Source organism: Paenibacillus sp. FSL K6-2524 (genome assembly GCF_038005525.1).
In the GTDB taxonomy this organism is placed as follows: Bacteria; Bacillota; Bacilli; order Paenibacillales; family Paenibacillaceae; genus Fontibacillus; species Fontibacillus anaericanus.
Genome location: NZ_JBBOSP010000001.1, coordinates 2,104,240 through 2,119,619, shown reverse-complemented (window position 1 = coordinate 2,119,619; position 15,380 = coordinate 2,104,240). Strand labels below are relative to the sequence as shown.

The window sequence follows — 15,380 nt, the reverse complement described above, 5'->3', positions numbered from 1 at the left end:
GGCCCGGCGACGATCATTCGCTGAAAGGGGAATTAGCAAAGATGAGTACGTTCTTAACCAAAGCAGTCATGGACTTTTTTATCGCTTTTGGCATCGTACTGGGAGGGGCAATGGTTGGTGGAATCGGAGCTGTAGTATCCCTACAACCACCAACTCAGACCATGTTAGATGTTGCCGATCGCATCAAAATATGGGCGCTAGCTGCCGCGGTTGGGGGAACCATTGACCCCATGCGAGTTATCGAAAGCAATTTCTTTGATGGAAACTTATCTCCAGCGATCAAGCAGATTCTGTATCTGCTTTTTGCCTTTATGGGTGCCCACATGGGCTCGGAACTTGTGAGATGGATGTGTGGAGGAAGTCGGGGATGAATGGAACCAACCGACCGACACTAAAAGGGTTCCGGAGGTTCATGCAGGTTGTTGCCATATTCGTATTAGGAATGGTTGTAGGAAGTGTTGCTTACAATGTTATTTATCAGACAAGCTACAACACTTTATGGATACAGAACAAGGATCTACAAATTCAGCTCCATCAGGCTGAAGAAGACAATAAAACACTGAAGAAATATAGCAAACGATCAACGGTGATCAAAGAAATCAAAGTGACCGTAGAAGAACGTGATCCTCCGCTTGATTCACTCGCCGTCAAAGAAGTCATGCAACAACTTCATGAGGAACTTGAAGTACTTCGTGGTAGAAGCATTTTTGAAATCGATTCCGATGCCAAAATGACCCGAACGTTATTAAACAAGAAAATTTACGCCGTTCGCGATAAGGAATACAGTATTCAAATCAAGACGATGCTGGTTAGTGAAGGCGTACTGCAAGTCTGGGTAGATATGAAGCCTTATGTCCGGAGCTGATTTTTCATGCTACAATAATTAATAATAGAAATACAGCTCAAAACTTAAACTATTTCTTGAAAAAACAGTAGAGTGAATAGCTGTTTTCACAAGCTCTAATTATGGTTTTGAGCTGGAAAGATAGATTATATAAAAAGGAGCCTCTAATCTCATGACACAGATCATTCAATACGTGTTGTACGCTGGACTAATCATTTCTTGTATCAGTTCACTAGTTTTCAGTTTCCGGTCCCGCAGATCGCTCGACGGAGCACTTCGTGGACTTTACGCCGCCAAAATGAACATTAGTATGGGATCCATGCTCATCGTCCTAGCTCTGATTCAAATGTTTGTGTTCAGCGGTTCATCACTTCGCGTTGTGATTGGAGCTCTGTTTATGGTGCTTGGTGCGTTTAACATCTTCGCAGGGATTCGCAATCATAGCATGTTCTCGCGTCGTAAGGCGGAATAGAGTAGAGTAACCTCTATAATATAAACTTCATCTTGTTATGCGTGGTCGATTGATTGCAGCGTCATTATGGTCTTCGAGACCAAATGATCTTGATGGGTCATGACAATCTCCAGCTTACACGCCCGGCGGCTCATTTCTAGTACAAACGGCGTAATCACAATCGGATTCTCGATTTGAACAGGTCGGACGAAGTAATTGGTTAGATTATCTACTACGTAATCCCCTCCACTCATATCCTTAGCAGCTCTGAGCCCTGCCTGTGTCATCAACGACGTTAATACCCCATGTGAAATGGTGCCCAGATCGCTTGACATTTGTGGTGTAACCATTCCGTGGAAAAATAGCTTACCTACTTCATCCCGTTCCTCAGCAAACCCATTCCACATCAGATGCTCAAACGTTTCTCCGAGCTGCGGTTGATTCCTAGCATCACGCATCGCCTGTAACACTTCCCTACGTGTCACTGATGAGACTAGCTTCCGATTGCGATCAACTACAGGTAAGAAGTCGATCCCTTCCCATACCATGATTTGTGCAGCTGAAGCTAGTGAAGTTTGCATACCTACCGTAATCGGATGCCGCGTCAAACACTTCTCAATACTATGATCTCCACTCAGTTCTTCCACGTCTTTACGGCTAATAATGCCGATCACTCGATTCCATTCATCCACCACAGGAAAATGCTGCTGTCCCGTTTCCAATGACAACTGGTCATAATCAGAAATGTTACTTGTAACTTTGAGCATATTCACACGTGGCTTCGTGGAAACAATGTCTTCAACTAACATGATTTTTTTCTTGATCAATCTATCAAACAGCGCTCGATTGATCATGGAGGCGACAGTAAATGTATCATGTCGCGTAGAAAAAATAGGCAGTGACAGCCGATCCGCTAATGCTTTTACTTCTCTACTTGTTCCGAAACCACCGGTTATTAATACGCCTGCACCTTGCTCTAAGGCAAGGGAGTGGGTATTCTCACGGTTTCCCACAATGAGCAAACTGCCTGCGTCAATATATCGAGCCATGGCATCGATCTTCATCGCGCCAATAACATATTTATGCAGTGTTTTGTTCAAACCTTCTCCGCCACCCAGCACATTCCCTTCAACGATTTCAACCACGTCATGGAATGATAACTGGTCGGATATATTTCGTGGCTTCTTCTCCACGCGCACCGTACCGATCCGCTCTTTCGTAATCACAAGGCCAAGGTTCTCAGCTTCCTTGACGGCACGATATGCCGTCCCTTCACTAACAGCCAAGCTTTTAGCCAATTTCCGCACTGATATCTTCGTCCCAACCTTAAGCCCTTCGATGTGCTGAAGCAACTGCTCGTGTTTGGTGACACTTTCTTCATGCCCTTCCAACTGTTATACCTCCCGTTCAAATCTGTACTATTCTGTATCTATTATACACATTATAGGACTCTAAAAAAAGGAGCTCGCTCTCACGTCATTTGAACTATTTTAGCAAACAAAAAAAGACCTCCGAGGTGAACCCCACAGGCCAAAAAACTCTTAGTTTATTATCCGTAAGTGACCCAAACACTCATTAATACAATAATGGAATAAACAATCTCCATGATTCCGGATTGTTTCACGCTAATCTTCGTTCGGGGTAACCAAACTGCTCGTATTAACAGTATAGAAGCTGGCACGACCATCAACCAAGGAAGGAGCCATGCAGATAGTAATACTGAGATAGCGTGATATCCTATCGAAAAATAATAGAATGATTTATTTTTCTTCTCGCGGATAATCGTCTTAACATAAAATGCAGTACCGACAAAATAAAGAACACTAATGAAGAATAATTCCATCGCAACGGAGTAATTATTGCCTCCTCCGATATTAAAAGAGATGAACACCATCAAACTAAACTGCACGATAGCAGCGATATCGTTGAATAATGCACGCTCATTTTTTGTCTTAGCATAATAGGCGTTAACGATAAATAAAGGAATAAACATGAGTGCTATAAGAATAAGATCAGGACGAAGAATTACGAGCCATATGGCTACTGGTATCAGTAGCACTCCATAGAATAGGATCGGATTTCGATACAAGTTCGTCTTTCTAGTACGGATCCACTGGAGCAGCGGGAACATCAACAAATAAATAAGCAACCAACATGCAAACAGCAAAATATGCAGAGGGCTTGGTGTTGAAGCAATCACCCCAAACATAAACGGTACGATTAACATCGCCCAAGCCCCATGCTGATTTGGAATATAATATTTCAACTTATTCCCCCCTCAATCCGAGTTAATGTCCATTATAAATATTATATTAATTGTAACTGGAATTAGTATAGTGACTGACATCACTTCATAATTGACAGCTTCTCGAAGTAACAGGATAAGATTTGGATGAGTTTATCAATAGGTGATTCATATCACTATTAAGCCTTGTTAGATTGATATAATGATCGCAAATACTTTGAATTTCTAATAACAGGAGGATTTATCCATGAGTCAATTTAAATCAATCGTCAATGCCCCTGAATTTCCACCACATTTGAAGCATCAAACTATTTTCGCGGCTTACAATGCTCTTCAACCTGGAGAAGCTATGCTTCTAGTGAATGATCATGATCCGTTACCTTTACGATTTCAATTTGAAGCGATGCACACAGGACAATTCACATGGGAGTATATCGAACAAGGGCCGATAAATTTCCAAGTTAAAATCGGCAAAGTTTAACGCCGGAATTTATAAACATCTCAGTGTCTGGCTGCTCCCAAATTTCCTCCTCTATGACTAGAGTCACTCTCACTTCATTTTTAATCAGTTTATAATAGTCAAAATAATGAGCAGGGGGACAAAAGTATGAGTACACTTCAAAGTAAAAGTCAGACAACAAACCTGAGTGTAAGCCGCAGTACAGACCTAACATCCGCGCAGACAACGATTACGGGTGCAGAGTTACTCATCCAATGTTTGCTGGCAGAGAAGGTGGATACCATATTTGGATATCCAGGTGGAGCGGTCATTCCGATTTATGATGCACTATATGATTGTAAAGAAATTCAACATATCTTGACCCGCCATGAGCAAGCTGCTGTTCATGCAGCAGACGGTTACGCTAGAGTAAGCGGACGACCAGGGGTTACATTAGTAACTTCTGGACCAGGGGCGACGAATGCAATTACCGGAATCGCCAATGCGTTCATGGATTCCGTACCACTTATCATTTTGACCGGCCAAGTATCCACCGACCTGATCGGACGGGACAGCTTCCAAGAAGTGAACATCTTTGGTATGACGATGGATATAACGAAGCATAACTATGTTGTTATGGATCTCAAAGACCTACCCAGGATTATTAAAGAGGCGTTTCATATTGCGTCTACAGGGAGACCCGGTCCCGTGTTGATCGATCTACCTAAGAACATCATGAACGCCAAGTCGAGTCTTGCTCCTGAAAGTGAAGTATCCATTAGAGGGTATTCTGAAGTTCTAAAGATTTCGGATGAAATCATTCAGAGTATCAAGGAATCAATAATCTCTGCTGAACGTCCAGTTATCATTGCCGGTGGTGGTATCGCCCTATCGGGTGCAGCAGAAGAACTACTTACTTTGGCAGAAAGCGCGCAAATTCCGGTCGTCAGCACTTTGATGGGTATCGGGGCATTTCCAACCAACCACCCCCTATATCTCGGAATGTTAGGCATGCATGGCACCTATGCAGCAAATCGTGCTGTTCATCACGCAGATCTTTTATTATGCCTTGGCGCAAGGTTTAATGATCGTCTATCTGGTAAGGTTAAATCCTTCTCACCTGGCTCCTGGAAGATTCATATCGATATCGACAATGCAGAGTTGAATAAAAATATCCCCGTTGATCTCGCCATCCAAGGAGATATCGGAGATATACTACATAGGCTGAATCCCCTATCAGTCCAGTCTTCCACAACTCCATGGTCCGTTGAAACTGCAAAATGGCAGAAGAAGGTCCCACATTACACCGCCGAGCCTGGAATCCTGAACCCTCAAGAGGTCATCCAATTGCTGAACAAATATACTGCGGGCGATGCTATCGTAGCGACAGATGTAGGTCAGCACCAGATCTGGACGGCCCATCATTATCGATTCTCCCGCCCACGTTCCTTTCTGACTTCAGGAGGACTCGGCACAATGGGATATGGCTTTCCGGCTGCAATTGGCGCGGCTGTGGCTGATGGCTCTAGGCCTATCATCTGTGTTACTGGTGACGGTAGTTTTCAGATGAATTTGCAGGAAATGATGACTGCGGTTGACTACGGTCTACCTATCAAAATTGCTATTCTGAATAACGGATATCTTGGGATGGTAAGGCAGTGGCAACAGTTGTTCTACGAACGTCGTTATTCTTCTGTTCAGATATCTTCTCCGGATTTTGTGACCTTTGCTAAGGCTTATGGAGTAGCTGGATTGCGAGCACAAACCTTGTCGGAAGCCGAATCTATCATAAAGAAAGCCTTGGAAATTCCAGGTCCGGTCCTGATGGAATTTATAGTGAAGGAAGAACAAAATGTTTATCCTATAGTCCCTCCTGGTGAGAGCAACGATAAGATGATCATCGACGAACAGAAGTAGTCAGCCCGAAAGATATCTTGCTCTTCGAGTGGACGCTCCGCGAACGGACCGTTGAAGAGAAATTATGGAAGACGGCCGGGGAATGTAATCTACCCATTAAACGCAATAGACCGTAAACACCAAAGAGCAGGTCAAGGATACCTTGACCTGCTCTTTGGTGTAGCGTTCTCTTTTTTTACAATAGTGAGTGTCTTCTTCAATAGTTTGAACTATTCTTTCGACAACTCCATTCCGTTCTCATAAACTTTGACCCCGTTTGCCTTCCTTCAGCCACTTCTCTTGCCACTCTTTATACTTCTCAAGGCGAATCGCGTCTAGCGCCCGTTGTTTATCCTCATTCACTCCCAATATGAAATGCAGATGAGCACCGATCACCAGAAAGGCAAAACCAGCCCAAACCGCGCCAAATAGAGATATCCAACCCGCTCCGGGCTGGAATGAGATAAGAGGTAGCGCATACACCAGCATAGCCAAAGCCAGAATCAAGTACAATGCATGTTTAAATTTACTTTTCTTCTTCAACGTGTTCATAAGTCGCAGCTCCTTTGTTTCTTGAATCTATATCTCTATTCTATGAAGACAATCAGAAGAATATGAGACAAGTTACAAGAAATCGAGCTACGGCATATACAAACTACTGTTCCAACTGGGAATCCGAACCGTACAGGTGTACTAGACTATCCGTAATAATCTTATTCACGTCCTGAATAATTACGCTTAAGCGACGTTCAGCATCAAACAGACGGCGAATACTTAAGTTCTGACTTAAAACTTCAAACAATTTTTCCATCTTCTCCATCTCTTCAGGAGAAGGCATCTCACCCGTCATCATCCGCTGTTGTACCTCGTTCTGCTTAATGCGGAAGTCATCGAGCATCTTTCTGCTCTCAGGCTCCATATCGATTAATTTCATAGCTGCATTAATTTCAGCTACCTCTGGGCTGTCTTTCAAAGATTGTGCTAGTTCATGCGCTTTATCATAAATGTTCATCTTTTCTTCCTCCTTAATATTTAAATACAAAAATAGGTTAATCACCAAGGATTATACGTCCTCATATGATGCATTACATGCACTTACGCAGAGTATCCAGTTGGCCGCCAAAACATCAAGCCTAAGCTTGGAAGGAGATCCGCTTCATGTCCTCCAAAAAAATAACGGTACAGATCATGAGTCCGGGATTGCTGGAAGACGACTGTCTCGTGCTCGGGGAGAATCTCATCAAACAGTGGAAAATCCCCATTCATCATCCACTGCAAATATCATTTGGCTCATTTCGGCACAAAATCAAAGTGATTCCAATATCAAAAGTTGATGCAGTTCGTATCAGCCAAGGAATTGCACGAAAAATGGGCATCCTGCCGCGATCGTCGCTAAGGCTAATTTACCGTCCACATTCATCCACAATCCAATTTGGGCCACTGATTGGTGTACTCATTAGCAAGGATTATCCGGACACACCGGAAAGACCATTTGGTCAAATCACCATGTTCTGCAAGGAGCTTGTAAATGCATGTCAGCGGCAAGGCGCTTTTGTTTACTTCTTCACTACTGGGCAAATCAATACAAACTCCAGTATCGTGTCAGGCTGGGTTTATGGCGACGGCTGGAAGCAGACTACAATGCCGGCTGCAGATGTATTCTACAATCGTCTTACTTCTCGCAAGTTAGAGAACAAACCTAGCGTACAGCATTTTATTAAAGAAGTAAAATCTCGCTATGGGAGCCATATTTTCAACGAAAAATTTCTAGACAAGACAGAAGTATTTGACGCGCTTGATCATGATCCTTCACTAGCAAGGTACATGCCCGAATCCCATTTATTCCGTAATTATGCCATGTTGAAAGCGATGTGCGCCAAGCACCCCATCATCTTCCTTAAGCCGATTAGAGGTAGTCTCGGAAAAGGAATCATTCGAATTTCTAGACTGGAAGGCGGAGGCTACCAGACATTAACTGCACAAGTAGGAGGGACACGGCGTCAAACCTATCCTAGTCTCACCAAGCTCTTCTCCTCCTTAGCTGAGAAAATGAAAACAACCCGTTATCAGATTCAACAAGGCCTCCTTCTGATCGATACAGAACGTCGTCCCGTCGACTTCCGCGCACTCGTCCAGAAGAACCTAGCTGGGAAATGGGACATCACCTCCATTGTCGCCCGAACTGCTGGAAGTCAGCACTTTGTGTCCAATTTGGCTAGGGGTGGATCGCTAAGTACCGTTAAGGATGCGATCGCTCACAGTTCTCTACCGGGGGGCATTAAGACTAAGATCGGCACGCGCCTGCGAAAAGCTGCGCTCGATATTGCAATCGGCGTTGATGCACAGATTCCAGCCCATTTTGGTGAACTCGGAATCGATTTGGCTGTAGATACGACAGGAAGAATCTGGCTACTAGAGGTCAATTCCAAGCCATCCAAGAACGATAACACCCCCATGGGTGGGAGTAAAATTCGTCCTTCGGTTAAACAAGTAATTGATTACTCTCGTTATTTGTCCGGCTTTTATGGAGGAACCAAGCGATGAACAGTCTAATCCAAGGCACGATCGGTATTTTGGTCGCTGAGAGTCATGGTTCTCTCCCCTTCACTGAACCAGATTTTTGTCGCAAGCTTTGTATTATCGGCAGAAGACAAAACATGACTATCTATGTCTTCTGTCCAACGTGGGTCCATGCAGGAAGAATAGGGTTACCAGGTTATACCTACGAAAAAGGGGAATGGACCAAAAAGTGGTTCCCTTCTCCAGATATTATTTATGACCGCTTCTTCTCACGAGACAGTAGACAACAACGACGCAAGCAACGATGTTTATTCCTATTATCTGAGAAACGACCATTTGTCTATTTAACTCGGGGACTGGCTGGAAAGTGGGCTGTACATCAGGCACTATCCAAATCAAATGATATCGCCCCCTATTTACCTGAAACTGCAAAGTATGAAGGGGCAACCCAATTGTCTGATTGGCTTTCTTCCCATGGAGGAGAAGCATTCCTAAAGCCTCAAAATGGAACACACGGCAAACGGACACTGCATGTCAAAGTCTCAAGTGCGGGGGAAGGACTCTTAATTAGAGGGCGAAGCGGTACTAACACTGTATTCCGTAGAATTTTCCCCTGTAGAGCAGATGGTTATGAATGGATTGATAAGTTCACCCAGAATAAAAATTTTCTACTCCAGCAGTATCTGAAACTGAATAGTTCACAGGAAGAACCCTTTGATATCAGAGTATTAATGCAAAAAAATCAAAAGGGAGTATGGAGTTTAACAGGAATGGCAGTTCGGGCAGGACGGAGGAATTCTTTGACTTCCAATCTCCATGGTGGAGGTACTGCCCATGAAGCACTACCTTTTCTTATACGAGAGCAAGGGAAATCCGTAAGTAATGAACTAATTATACTACTCACTAAGTTGTCACAATGGATCCCTGGTTACCTTGAATCCCACTTCGGTCGCCTTGCAGAACTCGGTATTGATTTCGGTGTCGACAGAGAAGGAAAAGTCTGGATTTTGGAAGTTAACTCCAAACCCGGACGGTCCTCTTTCTTACAGATTGGTGATATGAAAAGTGCAAGAAAGTCGATCGAGAATCCGATTCATTACGCCCGCTATTTGCTGCTAAGTAAACCTAGGGAGTAGCAAAATTATAGGAGGAAAAATTCATGAGTTTGACTTTTTGCAACGTCCATCTCACTGGGCAGCCCCAAAGGGTCGTCTACGTGTCTGGGGCCTTAATGAAAGACCTGAAACTGTCGGGGAAAAAGTCGGTTCGTCTCAGATTGGGCGGTGAACTCTTTCCCGCCACCCTCAAACCCATTAAGAAAACGGGAAATCATCTATATCTTACCTCCGGCGTGCATAAGAAAATGAAAATTCCTAATGCAGGCGGTATACATCTCCGTAGTCAAGATGGTGAAGTCCAAATTGGCCCACTCATTGGTATTTTATCGGACGGTCCAATTACTTCTGCGACGAATCCGTTTGGTTCAAGAACTGGATTTATCAAACAACTTCTGAGATACGGCAGTAAAAAGTCCTATATTTTCGCTTTCACTCCAAAAAATATCCATTGGGAAAATGAAACGGTTCATGGATATTTCTTGAATGAGGCTGGGCGTTTCATCCGGAAGACTGTACCACTTCCAGATGTTGTATACAATCGACTGCCCAGTCGTCGTGCGGAGACTACCACTCCTATCAATCAACTCCGTGAACGATTCATTCGTCGGAAAATACCATTTTTCAACTGGAGTTTCTTCAATAAAGCAGATATTTACCGTTTGCTTGACAGAGACCCGGTAGCAAGTCGGCATGTACCTGAATCCATAATGAACCCCACTCCAGAACAAATCAAAGAATTACTACACAGCCACTCTCTCATTTACTACAAGCCAAATAATGGTAGTCTTGGCCATGGTATATACCGTTTATCCTATATAGCCAAAAGCGGGTACTATGCTCGTTACCGTAAAGGCAGCAAAAATGCATTACTCAGATTCAGTTCCTTCGGTAGTCTGATGCGCACGCTGCAAGCACGACACGGAAGTGCTCTCCGAGGATATGTCGCTCAGCAAGGAATTAGACTTATTGAAATCGACGGCTGTCCGATTGACTTCCGATTCCATATGCATAAGAACGGTAAAAACCAGTGGGTTGTCGTCGGTATTGGAGCCAAAAAGTCAGGTAAAGGTAGTGTGACTACTCACCTTAAAAATGGGGGCTCGTTATTAACACCAGAACAAGCACTCAGTCGGGCATTTGGCGCACGTGGAGAAGAAGTTCTACGGCATGCCAAATCTGCTGCCATCTCATTGGCTGAGGCTATTGAATCTCAGCAACAGCATCTAATCGGGGAGCTTGGCTTCGATATCGGGATCGATAAGGAAGAGAAAATCTGGATGTTCGAAGCTAACGCTAAACCTGGGCGTTCCATCTTCAAGCACCCTTCCCTACGTTCGGAAGGAAAAGCGTCCGTAGAACATATTCTGGAACATTGCCTATATCTAAGTAAATTTCGGAGGAGGGAAGGTTCGTGAGCCATCCTTTAGACGATAGAAAGCCAGTCCTTGCCGTGCTGACAGTTGAAGATGAGTGGAAGCAGTTTAAAGGAAATCGCGCTAACTTCCGGGATATTATGAAAACAGGACGGGATCTTAATTTTCCCGTCTACGTTGTAACTACCAAGGATTTAAAGCTTTCTGCCTCACGAATTCAAGGATATTTGTTCAGCCCAGAGGAAAAAGCATGGCACAAAGAATGGTGCCCTCTCCCTGACGTTATATATAACCGGATACCACTTCGTGAAGACGAGCGAAAAAAGGCGGCACTACAAAAAATTGATGAATGTCTCCATCATAGCTCGATTCATATCTATAATCCTTTCTTCTTCAATAAATGGCGGCTGTTTGACTGGCTTAAAAAGGGAAACTCGACAAAAGCGTTAGTTCCCGACACCAAAAGAATGCTTGCTTCCAAGTCACTATCCACCATGCTAAGAACATATCAAAGTCTTTATCTGAAACCTGAAAGCGGTAAGGCGGGTAAAGGAATCATGCTACTTCAGTTCGACGCTAGCAGTCCTATGCCTTACCGACTAACTATTCAAGGGCAAAGAAAGAAAAATATCGTTTATAAGACTGCCGTGCTCTCCTCTCTATGGAAACGGATTAGAAAAGAAACCGGAAAGACACCCTACATCATGCAGGAAGGAATCTCGCTAGCAACGTTTCGCAACCGCCACTTCGATCTACGTGTACTAGTGCAAAAAACAGGTAAAGGTGTATGGATGGTAACTGGGGTAGGAGCACGTCTCGCAGGACTCAAGCGAATTACTACACATGTACCGCAAGGGGGAAGTGTAGAGGATCCGGAGAAGTTATTAATCCCTGTGTTTGGTCAGGAAATGACGACGATTCTACTAAATCGACTCAAGTCGAACTCCCTGCTCATAGCCAAACAGCTTGAAAAAGGAGCGGGTTACAATCTAGGCGAGATGTCCATGGATCTAGGCATAGACACCAACGGAAAAATGTGGTTCTTCGAGGCTAATGCCAAACCCATGAAATTTGATGAACCTCATATTCGCAAAAAATCGCTGGAACGCATTTTTCACTATAGCCATTATCTATCCCAGCAATCTAAAGATTAGGATAACAATGGAGGAGCAAAATCATGGAAATCAGATCCTTGATGGCCAATAAAGAAGGCTCTTGGGAGCGGCAGCATAGTGAGTTTTTAGCCTTCATCACCAGATTTGGTAATAAAGTCGTTAGTGAGGAGGCCTCTCGCTATCTCCGGAAATTATCACCCAAAGATTTGACAACACCGGGAACCTCACTTCTGCTGGCGGTTATCACATCCGAGGATGGCGAAAGAATTGCTGGAGCATCCTGTATGACTTCTTACGGTTGCGGGATTAACCTAGTTATCGTCCACCCCCTGTATCGCGGAACAGGAATAGGTTCGAAGCTTCTGATGAACCAAATTTCTGCCCTTGGACGACTGTCATGCCTGGTTTCCTTGAATAATATATCCAGTCTCCAAATGTGTTTTCGCGCAGGACTAAGTGCACGGGGGCTGATCAAGGGCCAGGGCGGCAGGCCCCTACTGCTATTAGAAGATATATCCGACCTTTCCCCTATACAAAAGGTCGTGTCGCCAACAACGTTCAAAGAAGGTGATCCTGTTGTCACAACCCGTCCTGGGCATATTGACTCTATATCTAAATGATAAGAAACAACTTGAAGAACGGCATATTTATTCACGAATGATTATAGAAGGTCAAAAAATAGGTTTAGACATTTTTGTATTCACACCAATGGATGTTAACGATAGCAAACGGTTGATTCACGCACTTATCTATGATCCAAAGTCTAAAACTTGGTCACGTAAGTGGCGAAGTTTCCCTGACCTCATCTTTGATCGCTGCCGAATCCAGCGGAGTAAGCGATTCGAACAATTGAAGAGATTCCGTGCCCGATATAGACACATGACCTTCCTCAATCGTCCTCTACGAGACAAGTGGACCGTTCATCAAACACTCCATCGGAAACCGAAATTCCGCACATATTTACCAGATACAACTCTATTTTCAAGTTTCAACAATGTGACCTCTACCCTGAAGAATCATTCCTCTGTCTACATCAAACCCATTAATGGAACTGGTGGAAGAGGTATTCTTCGAGTCGATAGACTTGGGAAAGACAGTTATTTAGTTCAAGGTAGGAAACAAACCCGGCAAATCATTACAGCTCAAAAGTTCAATACATCGCGTCTAAGTTCGTATTTACTTAGCTGGCGGGGAAGTAAAAATTTCCTTGTCCAGCAAGGTATTCAGATTAAACTTCCGGGTGGTAGGGTTCATGACTATCGTATGCTTGTGCAGAAGAACGGAAGCGGCAAATGGGAGGTTACTGGCTGTGCGGGCCGAGTAGGTCCCGCTCGCAGCGTCACTTCTAATTTACATGGTGGCGGTCATGCAGTAACAATGAATACGCTACTCAAACAGTGGACACCAAATGAGGAAAAACGCCTCGAAATTCGTCGGACAGCCGAAAGACTCAGCCTCGATATTGCGGCTTATCTTGAGGAATCATATGGAGCACTCTGTGAACTCGCTTTGGATCTAGCCATCGACAAAACCGGTCGAGTGTACTTGTTAGAGGTTAACCCCAAACCGGCACGCGAAGTATTTCTAAGGTCTGGCGATACGGAGGCATATCGACAAGCGATTATTAAACCACTTGAATATGCGATGTGGATGTATAAACAAACCGCCACCCCTTAAGGGTGGCGGTCACAATAATACCCTACATTAAAGGAGAACTATACATGAAAGGAATTATTCTAGCAGGTGGTACAGGTTCAAGACTTTATCCGTTAACGAAAGTGACCAATAAGCATCTTTTGCCAGTAGGTAAATATCCAATGATTCTGCACGCTGTTCATAAACTAAAACAAGCCAATATTATAGAAATACTTATTATTACGGGTAAGGATCATATGGGGGATGTAGTCAACCTTCTTGGTAGCGGTCTAGAAATGGGCGTTACCTTCACCTATAAAGTCCAAGATGATGCCGGGGGTATTGCACAGGCTCTTGGATTAGCTGAGCAATTTGTAGGGGATGACCAGATGGTCGTTATTTTAGGGGATAATGTATTTACCGATAGTATCGTTACTTATACTGCACATTTCAAAGCGCAACAAAAAGGAGCGAAAATTTTAATTCAAGCCGTACCCGATCCACAGAGATACGGTGTTCCAGAGCTTGAAGATACAAAAATCATCTCTATAGAAGAGAAACCCTTACAACCTAAATCTAATTACGCTGTAACAGGAATCTATATGTACGATAATAAAGTTTTTAATATCATTAAAACGTTAAATCCATCAAGAAGGGGAGAACTTGAGATTACAGATGTTAACAATGCGTACATTCAAAGAAATGAATTAACTTTTGATATCTTACAAGGATGGTGGACTGATGCAGGAACTCATTCTTCATTGTACAGAGCGAACGAATTAGCACAGCAACTCCAATATGGTGAAGAATTCGGAAAACTTAAATACTAAAATAAAAGTTAATTGCAATAGCCATTATTTATTTAGTCTAAGATTAGGTGAAGTTTGGATAAATGGCATGCTAGTTCTAATTTTTTCTTTACTAAGTTTTCTTGTTCTAAGTGGTTGAAGGACTGGGATAAAGTTTTCAGGCATGTGCGTACTAAACTCCATTAAATGATCATCTTTCTCTACCGAAATATTCTTAACTGGTTGCACAAACTCATCAACCCCAGTTACACGATGCTTATTGATACCTTGCCCTGTAGTGTTGAGCATTTCACTAGATTCCTGTAGCAACTGAGCTACTATCCGATGTATATACGAGGATAATCGCGTGCATGCCATTTCCAGTTCCTCAATACTCTGAATGGTCTCTACTACTGAATTTTGAAGCCCCAGACTCTTCGGTTTTTGGAATGGATTCCATTTCTCATAAGTCTCCATGTCCTTCCCCCTCATCAAGAATACGTTTGCTGACTTCAACCAATCTCATAAGAAGTTTTTGTTTCTCTACTAGTGCTTCCAAAACACGGGCAATCGAATTTTGAAAATCATTAATATTTTGGTTCGTAGGCATCGTCGGGAAATCTCCGGCAACCCCGGTAAACGCTTTGATCTTATATGCCTCAGCTTGAATCAGATAGGATATAGAAACTTGCTCCATAGCGACAGAAGCAAGAATATCATGAAAGACGTCTCTTCCTGTACGTTTGTTATCCGAAACTATCTTGTCAGCTAGAAATTCAAAATGAAACGGTTGTTCTTGATCGTTAGGCATATTCTCTCTTTTTTCCTCATTGGATATTTCCAGTTCTTCTTGTGCTATCGCTTTAAGAATATCTTCGTCGCTAGACTCAAATGAATCATCACTCTGTTTTGACGTAACAGAGAACCTTGGTCCCCGTTTAATCATGAATCTCAAC

18 protein-coding genes are annotated in these 15,380 nt (G+C 43.4%); 12 read left to right on the top strand and 6 right to left on the bottom strand.

Annotation, left to right across the window (positions count from 1 at the left end):
* The first annotated feature begins 41 nt into the window (after nt 1-41).
* The 3 genes from NST85_RS09345 (at nt 42) to NST85_RS09335 (ending at nt 1,316) form a co-directional block, all read left to right on the top strand.
* Nucleotides 42-371: a YtrH family sporulation protein gene (locus tag NST85_RS09345; RefSeq protein WP_127192591.1), complete on the top strand. Its 330-nt coding sequence runs from the start codon at nt 42-44 to the stop codon at nt 369-371.
* The gene (locus NST85_RS09340) at nt 368-865 is read left to right on the top strand and encodes a hypothetical protein (RefSeq protein ID WP_127192590.1); all 498 of its coding nucleotides are present in this window, start codon (nt 368-370) and stop codon (nt 863-865) included. Before NST85_RS09345 ends, NST85_RS09340 begins: the two co-directional genes overlap by 4 nt.
* A 151-nt stretch (nt 866-1,016) precedes the next feature.
* Nucleotides 1,017-1,316, top strand: a complete 300-nt coding sequence (locus tag NST85_RS09335) for a YtpI family protein (protein WP_127192589.1) — start codon at nt 1,017-1,019, stop codon at nt 1,314-1,316.
* Nucleotides 1,317-1,351: 35 nt separating this feature from the next.
* On the opposite strand, the gene NST85_RS09330 is transcribed toward NST85_RS09335, so the two are convergent.
* Together NST85_RS09330 and NST85_RS09325 are read right to left on the bottom strand one after the other, a co-directional pair.
* A complete protein-coding gene (locus NST85_RS09330; protein WP_127192588.1) occupies nt 1,352-2,686 on the bottom strand; it encodes a DRTGG domain-containing protein in 1,335 nt (444 codons plus the stop codon).
* Nucleotides 2,687-2,844: 158 nt separating this feature from the next.
* Nucleotides 2,845-3,561: a YwiC-like family protein gene (locus tag NST85_RS09325; RefSeq protein ID WP_246054122.1), complete on the bottom strand. Its 717-nt coding sequence runs from the start codon at nt 3,559-3,561 to the stop codon at nt 2,845-2,847.
* Nucleotides 3,562-3,787: 226 nt separating this feature from the next.
* On the opposite strand from NST85_RS09325, the gene NST85_RS09320 reads away from it, so the two are divergent.
* Both NST85_RS09320 and ilvB read left to right on the top strand, forming a co-directional pair.
* Nucleotides 3,788-4,021: a DUF2249 domain-containing protein gene (locus NST85_RS09320; RefSeq protein WP_127192587.1), complete on the top strand. Its 234-nt coding sequence runs from the start codon at nt 3,788-3,790 to the stop codon at nt 4,019-4,021.
* Between the two features lie 126 nt (nt 4,022-4,147).
* Nucleotides 4,148-5,896: a biosynthetic-type acetolactate synthase large subunit gene (ilvB, locus tag NST85_RS09315; protein ID WP_127192586.1), complete on the top strand. Its 1,749-nt coding sequence runs from the start codon at nt 4,148-4,150 to the stop codon at nt 5,894-5,896.
* 237 nt (nt 5,897-6,133) lie between these two features.
* Here ilvB and NST85_RS09310 read toward each other — a convergent pair whose 3' ends face one another.
* Together NST85_RS09310 and NST85_RS09305 are read right to left on the bottom strand one after the other, a co-directional pair.
* Complete coding sequence (locus NST85_RS09310) at nt 6,134-6,427, bottom strand: hypothetical protein (RefSeq protein WP_127192585.1); 294 nt, start codon at nt 6,425-6,427, stop codon at nt 6,134-6,136.
* 103 nt (nt 6,428-6,530) lie between these two features.
* Nucleotides 6,531-6,887 carry a YlbF family regulator gene (locus tag NST85_RS09305; protein ID WP_127192584.1) on the bottom strand — a complete coding sequence of 119 codons (357 nt, stop codon included), beginning with the start codon at nt 6,885-6,887 and terminating at the stop codon, nt 6,531-6,533.
* A 146-nt stretch (nt 6,888-7,033) separates the two neighbouring features.
* On the opposite strand from NST85_RS09305, the gene NST85_RS09300 reads away from it, so the two are divergent.
* Genes NST85_RS09300 through NST85_RS09270 form a run of 7 tightly spaced genes read left to right on the top strand, consistent with a single transcriptional unit; the run spans nt 7,034 to nt 14,466 of the window.
* On the top strand, nt 7,034-8,419 hold the full coding sequence (locus NST85_RS09300) for a YheC/YheD family endospore coat-associated protein (protein WP_127192583.1): 1,386 nt from the start codon (nt 7,034-7,036) through the stop codon (nt 8,417-8,419).
* Nucleotides 8,416-9,531 carry a YheC/YheD family endospore coat-associated protein gene (locus NST85_RS09295; RefSeq protein ID WP_127192582.1) on the top strand — a complete coding sequence of 372 codons (1,116 nt, stop codon included), beginning with the start codon at nt 8,416-8,418 and terminating at the stop codon, nt 9,529-9,531. The genes NST85_RS09300 and NST85_RS09295 overlap by 4 nt, the downstream gene beginning before the upstream one ends.
* 23 nt (nt 9,532-9,554) lie before the next feature.
* Complete coding sequence (locus NST85_RS09290) at nt 9,555-10,928, top strand: YheC/YheD family endospore coat-associated protein (RefSeq protein ID WP_127192581.1); 1,374 nt, start codon at nt 9,555-9,557, stop codon at nt 10,926-10,928.
* Nucleotides 10,925-12,040, top strand: coding sequence for a YheC/YheD family endospore coat-associated protein (locus NST85_RS09285; protein WP_127192580.1), 1,116 nt, complete (start codon nt 10,925-10,927; stop codon nt 12,038-12,040). Before NST85_RS09290 ends, NST85_RS09285 begins: the two co-directional genes overlap by 4 nt.
* A 23-nt stretch (nt 12,041-12,063) precedes the next feature.
* Nucleotides 12,064-12,621 (top strand): GNAT family N-acetyltransferase, encoded by a 558-nt coding sequence (locus tag NST85_RS09280; RefSeq protein ID WP_127192579.1) that lies wholly within the window; start codon nt 12,064-12,066, stop codon nt 12,619-12,621.
* Nucleotides 12,578-13,678 (top strand): YheC/YheD family endospore coat-associated protein, encoded by a 1,101-nt coding sequence (locus tag NST85_RS09275; protein ID WP_127192578.1) that lies wholly within the window; start codon nt 12,578-12,580, stop codon nt 13,676-13,678. The genes NST85_RS09280 and NST85_RS09275 overlap by 44 nt, the downstream gene beginning before the upstream one ends.
* A 44-nt stretch (nt 13,679-13,722) precedes the next feature.
* Nucleotides 13,723-14,466 (top strand): sugar phosphate nucleotidyltransferase, encoded by a 744-nt coding sequence (locus tag NST85_RS09270; protein WP_127192577.1) that lies wholly within the window; start codon nt 13,723-13,725, stop codon nt 14,464-14,466.
* A 24-nt stretch (nt 14,467-14,490) separates the two neighbouring features.
* On the opposite strand, the gene NST85_RS09265 is transcribed toward NST85_RS09270, so the two are convergent.
* Together NST85_RS09265 and NST85_RS09260 are read right to left on the bottom strand one after the other, a co-directional pair.
* Entirely contained in the window at nt 14,491-14,901 is a 411-nt protein-coding gene (locus tag NST85_RS09265; protein ID WP_127192576.1) for a hypothetical protein, read from the bottom strand.
* On the bottom strand, nt 14,888-15,370 hold the full coding sequence (locus NST85_RS09260; protein ID WP_127192575.1) for a hypothetical protein: 483 nt from the start codon (nt 15,368-15,370) through the stop codon (nt 14,888-14,890). Before NST85_RS09260 ends, NST85_RS09265 begins: the two co-directional genes overlap by 14 nt.
* Nucleotides 15,371-15,380 lie beyond the last annotated feature (10 nt).